General features: G+C 50.7%; 8 protein-coding genes. 3 read left to right on the plus strand and 5 right to left on the minus strand.

The window, feature by feature from the left end; all coding sequences use genetic code 11:
* Positions 1 to 979: 979 nt before the first annotated feature.
* Entirely contained in the window at positions 980 to 1,360 is a 381-nt protein-coding gene (locus tag VE954_RS11270; protein WP_324952719.1) for a hypothetical protein, read from the plus strand.
* A gap of 308 nt (positions 1,361 to 1,668) precedes the next feature.
* Here the strand turns inward: VE954_RS11270 and VE954_RS11275 are convergent, their stop codons facing one another.
* From VE954_RS11275 to VE954_RS11285, 3 genes are read right to left on the minus strand one after another with little or no spacing between them, the layout of a single operon-like run.
* The gene (locus VE954_RS11275; protein WP_324952721.1) at positions 1,669 to 2,490 is read right to left on the minus strand and encodes a hypothetical protein; all 822 of its coding nucleotides are present in this window, start codon (positions 2,488 to 2,490) and stop codon (positions 1,669 to 1,671) included.
* Positions 2,481 to 3,152: a hypothetical protein gene (locus VE954_RS11280; RefSeq protein ID WP_324952723.1), complete on the minus strand. Its 672-nt coding sequence runs from the start codon at positions 3,150 to 3,152 to the stop codon at positions 2,481 to 2,483. Before VE954_RS11280 ends, VE954_RS11275 begins: the two co-directional genes overlap by 10 nt.
* Positions 3,131 to 3,643: a sigma 54-interacting transcriptional regulator gene (locus VE954_RS11285; RefSeq protein ID WP_324952731.1), complete on the minus strand. Its 513-nt coding sequence runs from the start codon at positions 3,641 to 3,643 to the stop codon at positions 3,131 to 3,133. The genes VE954_RS11280 and VE954_RS11285 overlap by 22 nt, the downstream gene beginning before the upstream one ends.
* Between VE954_RS11285 and VE954_RS44200 the strand changes: the two genes are divergently transcribed.
* The gene (locus VE954_RS44200; protein WP_414698994.1) at positions 3,596 to 3,961 is read left to right on the plus strand and encodes a superoxide dismutase family protein; all 366 of its coding nucleotides are present in this window, start codon (positions 3,596 to 3,598) and stop codon (positions 3,959 to 3,961) included. The genes VE954_RS11285 and VE954_RS44200 overlap by 48 nt on opposite strands.
* An 87-nt stretch (positions 3,962 to 4,048) precedes the next feature.
* Positions 4,049 to 4,174: a hypothetical protein gene (locus VE954_RS11290; protein ID WP_324952725.1), complete on the plus strand. Its 126-nt coding sequence runs from the start codon at positions 4,049 to 4,051 to the stop codon at positions 4,172 to 4,174.
* A 143-nt stretch (positions 4,175 to 4,317) separates the two neighbouring features.
* Here the strand turns inward: VE954_RS11290 and VE954_RS11295 are convergent, their stop codons facing one another.
* Entirely contained in the window at positions 4,318 to 5,316 is a 999-nt protein-coding gene (locus VE954_RS11295; protein WP_324952727.1) for an aldo/keto reductase, read from the minus strand.
* 179 nt (positions 5,317 to 5,495) lie between these two features.
* Positions 5,496 to 5,868 (minus strand): protein-arginine deiminase family protein (locus tag VE954_RS11300; protein ID WP_324952729.1); only part of this gene is annotated, 373 nt, incomplete at its 5' end.

The raw sequence follows: 5,868 nt of genomic DNA on the forward strand, positions 1-5,868 counted from the left end.
CCTGGAAGTTTTCGAACCCTCGGAAGGTATACGAGTGAGCGAAGCATTTCATCCATAATAATTGGATACCTCAGTACCGATTTTCACACTGATCTTCTGAAAAATCTTCCATGAATAACAAAATGATCGCGGGTTAAGTCCTATCACGAACACGCTGTTAGGTTCAGTCTTGCAGGTAATGGTTTCATCGCCTCACATCCTTAGGATGTTGAGGTTTTTCTTTCAGATAAGCCTGACGTTGCTGCGAGTGAAACCTTTCGTGCATTTCGCTGCAATTTCCTCCAACACCAATCCATTTCCGCCCTGATCCATTTGAAAAATCGCAAGGACTACAAAATTTATTTCCGTGCGAGCTGAGTTGATAAATATTTGATACATAAAAAGGAATTGCCGAGTTTTCTGAGATGGCTTTGTAAAAACCGGGCCCTCAACGAATGCTCAAACTTTCAGAATGTCGATCTTTAATGGTCGACATTCGAATTTTTTACATAGTGCATGAAAAGCCATAGTACCGACATGGTGGACAGCCTTTAAGTGATCGGCAGCCTTCAGCAAGGCGACTATATGCTGTCAGGTGGAATGGTTCAGTACTCTGCGGGTCATCCGTCAGCATCGGCCTTGCCTTTGCCGTACTCGCCTGTGATCCTGTGGAGCAATATTGTTGGGATATTTCACCTGCCGGAGCTCGATATTGGCTACATACACAGCATTAAAGCCGTGAGATCGGCGGCGTTTGCCCCTGACTTGTCACTGTTGATCTTTCTGGGGACACCGTGCGGCCTTTTTCAAAAACCTCATAGCCGCTTTCTGATCCCGCGTTCCCTGCAATCATGGAAAAGCAGGTGGTACCCGGCCCCTGTCCTTGCTGCCGGACTTTGCGCCCAGGTCCGTTTGAATCGCTGCGGGGTAGCTTGACAAGCACGCAGTCCCGAACCTATGCCGGAATAGGGTCATCGTTGGAGGTGAAGGAGGGGTTTCTGTGAAGGTAAAAGAAAAATTCCATCCAGGCCAACGAGTGGTCACATCTGGTAGGGGTGGCAGGATTGTCGCGCGAAAGTTCGACACCTGGCTTGTGGAAATCGACGGTGAAGTGAAACATCGCCGCCTGCTGGCATCGGAGCTGTCGCTGCCGGTTCCGGATCCGGCTTCCATTCTGCCGTTCCGGGAGCCTTTCCCGGGATCCTTTGCACCCGGTCCCGGACGCGTTGACTCCTATGCCGAGGGTGGTCGGCGGGTCTTGATCGATGGAATCCATGGGGGCGTCATCACCCGCGGGGGAAGAACACGCGTGTGGGTTCTGATGGATGCAGGTCATCGGCAATCGTTTTTTGTACCTAATGATAGAGTGGTTTATTCATGATGGATAAGTTTCAGGCCCATCCAGGTGCAATTGTTAGGTCTCCGGTCGTCTTGAAGTTCGAACGGGGATAGCCCGGGTGTTATCTCGCCATCGATGCTGGATCCCCTATGGCCGGGGATGGCGGCGACCGGGTAGCGGTCGACCTTGAATGAACTTAACATGCAAATATTATTGGTTGGTCAACCCAGATTCTGTGCCTGCGTCCCAGGACACTCCCATCGGTAAATTATTTGATCATGGGCCTCTTTACCATGGGCCTTGTCCTTTGCCGCACCCGCCTGCGACAGATCCCCTGGAAAAACAAAGCATTACCAAAGCTGAAGCAAAGAAACTGTCCAAGTAGATTGTTCAGAATCGTATACGACAAAGTCGTCATAACCTGGGCGTTCAAGGCCGCTGCCCTGATCGTAAGACACCGTGAGACTCGTCCTGTCCGAATAAAGGTAAGTCGTGAAAGCGCCAACCGTATAGCTATAGCTTTCGAGTCGATTTTCGGACGCAATATACCCCTCAGTCTTCTCGAGATTATGCCAACGTCTTAGACGATAGCTGCCCGAAGCACCCAAATTCACCTGCTCCGCAAGTGAGTATTCAATTGTCTGGCTCAGACTATAGCTATAATTCGGTAAGCTTACTCCCCCTGCAGTCTGTCCTTCCAGGCGAGATGCATCATACTTGTGCCAGTATTGAGCGTACGATGCAGTCGTCGTCGAAGTGAAATCTGCGGGCAATTTCACGATTGCAGAAAGCTTCAGCTCTGTTCGAGTGCGAAGTTCGTCGTACTTCGACTTGGTGGAAATGGGAAGCGTTGTGCTTAGCCTGGTGCTTAGGCTTACGGATTCAGACTGATCATACTTGTGAATCAGGGCAACGACACTATCATTCAGCTCCCATTCCTTCCTGGAATCGTCCACCACAAGGTTGCGATTGACGCTCTGGGCCCCAGACAATTTAAGGCCGTAATGCAATTCCTGCTGAATCATAAGCCCAAAAGTCATGATAGGATCGTCGGTTACGAACGCGCTGGCGTAGTCTGCACTGAAAGTGCCATCCAAAGCCCATGCCGGCGTCGATGCCGAATAGAGAATGGATCCCGCCAGGAATAATTTGGTTGCCTTATTTATTGACACTCGGCTGCCCTCCCTTCGGAGTAAAGGTAGAAGCCTGAATAAAGCTCCCGGATGTCAGACCGGTCCGAGGCATCGAGTTCACTCTTATTTAAGAGAGCATAAGCTAGAAAGTTTGAATCGGCACCAGCCACATAGAAGCGTCCATCCACTTTTAAAAGAGCGACTTTTGACTGCGTGCTATAGTAAGGATCCTTGACAGCCGTCATATCCTCGATGACTTGCAGGTCCTTGTCTTGAAAGGTAGAGACTTCGATACCAAACTGACTTTTCAGAGAGTTCGCGGTATAGCAACCGTATCGGGTCGCTTCGTAAGCTGTATCGCTACCTTTGCGAAACACAGTTCCGGATATCGCGTAGCTGCGAACCAAGGTGGAGAATCCCACGTAGCCATCACCGGTTTCCGTGTAGATCTTTTCAAGCACGGCCCGCGACATCTGCTTCAATTCTGCATTCGGACTATCCAAAAGCTCAGAAAACGAGGTAAGGAAGGGGCCTTCATTGGGATTAAAGGGAAGTCCATCTGAACCGAGAAGGTACTGGGAAGCGTAAACCTTGTCAGCATATATACCCTGGTATTTCAAGCTGCCGTTCCAATTATCGTAGGCCTCGGTAAAGGGCCGATCTTTGGCTGATTGTGTTATTATGCCCGCGTAAAATGCCATGTGACGGCCACGAACGGGATTTCACCCTCCTTCCGGATCCGAAGCCGGTGCACGAGGCGGGCGAACTCCTCCTTGCCTGTGCCGGTTTCGCCAAAGAGCACAGCTGGAATATTGCGCTTTCTTGCCAGACCCTCTGCTCGCTGCATATCCAGCTTGTCAAAAACCACGCCCTCAGGATACTGCTCCATATAGTGGGCATAGGAACTTCTGCGGGTTGTTCTTTTCTCGCTCTTTGACGAGAGAAGGGTCTTTCTCTCCTTGGCAAGGTTGAATGCAATGACGAGCTCGTCAGTCTTGGTCAAGGGCTTTCTGATGAAATGCTGGGCTCCGGCTGTGACCGCCTCACGCCAGATATCGCTGCGCGGATCGGATGAATTGGCCATGATGACAAGGTTGGGCTGCTGCTCCCTGGCAAACGCTATAACTTTGAGGCCGTCATCAGGGTGGTCGCCCAAATCACCGGCGGCACTCCGGGGAAACTCGGAATTCATATTCACGAGAAAGGTGACTGCAGCGCTGAGGACGCATCATCAGCAGGCGGACATTTCAACCCCACTGGCAATCAGCATTCAGGACCTCACCGCCAAGAGCGGCATGCCGGGGATCTCGGCAATATACCTGTCGAGCAGGACGGGAGCGGACTTTTGAAGGTCGATTTACCCGATCTCGAAACCTTTTTCGATTGGAGTGCAATAGTGGGGAAAAGTGTTGTCGTCCATGAAAAGCAAGATGATCTGAAAACTCAACCGTCGGGTGATTCCGGAAAGCGCATTGCCTGTGGGACAATCACGGCCTCCCCGGCGCAATAATCCAGGCATAGCTTCGCCAGCGACAGGATTTCAAAGCTATCCGATGGGATGGGTGATGCAGCCACCGTCATTGCGGAAACAGCAAACATGGCGGTTGATGTCGGTATCAATAGCGCGGATGATCTCGCGGAGTTCACTGCCAATGCAACAAAGCTCGGCTTTGCGACAGGCATGGCACCCGAGAGCTTATTCCTGGCTTTATTTGCGTGTTGAGTAGACCCACTAGATCAAGCACTTCAGCAGCAAGCGTTTGCGAAAACGAGTCCATGCCGGCTGCAGCACCTGGCGGCAATCAGAAAGTTCTTTGGCTTCCTTCATTGGCCTGATACCAGCCCGCATTCAGACTGATCATCCTTTTATCCCTGGTTTTGAAATCCGTCATGAGGCAAGGAAAGTCCACGGAAGAGATCTTCCATGTGAACCATGAGATCCGGGGGCATGGCGAACTCTCGGGCATCCCGCACGTCTTTGAGGTGAGAGCGATTCTTTGGCCCGGTGATGGTGCAGGAAATCTGCGGATGATTCATCACATAGGCCAATGCCAAACCAGCAACACTCAGATTGTGGTGTGTTGCCAGAATGCCTAGCTCATCGATTGCGCGAAAAACAGAACCATTCCAGCAGCTGGGCGGAAAGCGACCCTTCCATGCATGCCAGCGGGAGCCTATTGGCAACACATCGTGATTAAGGTCAGCCTCGAAGTGATATTTTCCCGACAATATTCCTGCCGCCAATGGGCTGAATGCGGCATATTTGATGCCGATATCCTGGGCGGCCTGGATAATTGATGACATCTGATCTGCATAGATCAGGTTAAACTCATTTTGCAGATAGTCTGGAAGTTTTGCCCCCATCACCTCGCAGGACCTGCGCATGTCAGATAAGATGGTTTTTGAATAGACATTTGATATACCAAAGTATCGAACCAAACCGCGACGGTGCAGATGACTGAAAGCATCCAACACTTCATTCCAATCGTGATTGTTGGGGTCGATTGAATGCAGCCAGAAAATATCAAGATAGTCCGTTTTCAGCCTCTGCAAGGACTCTTCACAGCGTTGTACAACGACCGACTTGGACAAGGGCTCCGGACTGTCGCAACCGCCTCGGCGAAACCACGGCGAAACCTTCGTGCCGAGAAATATTTGCGAACGAAATCCAGCGCCCTGCCGAGCCAGCCATTGTCCAATCGTTTGCTCGGATAAGAGGTACCCTTCAGCGCTATCGATATATGCCATGCCGAGGTCTTTGGTGCAAAGGTCGAGCAGCTCTAAAAAATCCGCTTGCCTCACCCAGTGAGTGGCAGTGTTATCCTGAACGATACCGCCAAACCCAATCTTCGGGAGCACTTGCATACACTATCTCCTTGGATATCTCGATTACATGGTAAATTGACAGAAGTCAGTGTTCAGCGTCGACAATGGACTGAGTGGTTATTCGGGCTCTGAGCCTCATCCAGTGCCTCTCGCAGGTGGGAGCCGGGACTGGGGGACTGGTTCTGGCTACCCGATGGACTCAGTGTAGGTTTTCAACTTTAGCGAGGACTGCACGTTCGAACAGTAGATGTCCCGCAGTGAACGCCAGATTTTCCCACATAGAGCGACACCTTATTGACGAATTCTACCGATATTCCTAAGGGTCGTATGGCATCGACCAATTTGGTTCGAAACTGATCCTGCAGCGGATCCAAGGTTAAAAACACAGAATCCAAGGGTTGACCGTTGATGGTGTTCGGTAAAATAGATGATGCTCGATCACTTTGTGAGCCAAAGGACTCTACCAAGTCTTCACCTTCAGGAACGTAAAGGTGAGGAATGCGAATAACCTTGATCATAGGGCAATCCGTTGCAGCCTTTACACGTGCCACCAAAGTCGAAACTTCGGTATCGATTATTTTTTCATAGGTT

Source organism: Oligoflexus sp. (assembly GCF_035638955.1).
Classification (GTDB): Bacteria; Bdellovibrionota_B; Oligoflexia; order Oligoflexales; family Oligoflexaceae; genus Oligoflexus.